At 43.5% G+C, this 260-nt stretch carries 1 pseudogene; it reads right to left on the bottom strand.

Annotation, left to right across the window (positions count from 1 at the left end):
- Positions 1–260 (bottom strand): annotated as a pseudogene (locus RAD10_RS42165) (glutathione-dependent disulfide-bond oxidoreductase); the annotation flags it as partial.

The raw sequence follows: 260 nt of genomic DNA, 5'->3' as shown, positions 1-260 counted from the left end.
ACCCAGATCCGAATTGCTCACCATCACCAATTTTTATCAAAAAGGCATCGTACTCGGCTTGGTGAATACCTAATGCTAATAACTCTTCTAACAAGATAGTGACTTTTTGCCCATTAGGTGTCCCCATAGAGTAAAGTTGGATCGGGTGTTGACCTATCGGTAACACTTGTTCGAAACGAGAACCAGAATCAGGTCGGTTAATACTTGCCCATTGTCCGCCATTTTCACTCTCCATGGTCCAAACCTTAGGGGGTACATAT

It is taken from the genome of Bradyrhizobium sp. 23AC (genome assembly GCF_054863025.1).
This window is presented reverse-complemented; position numbering and strand designations above follow the sequence as displayed.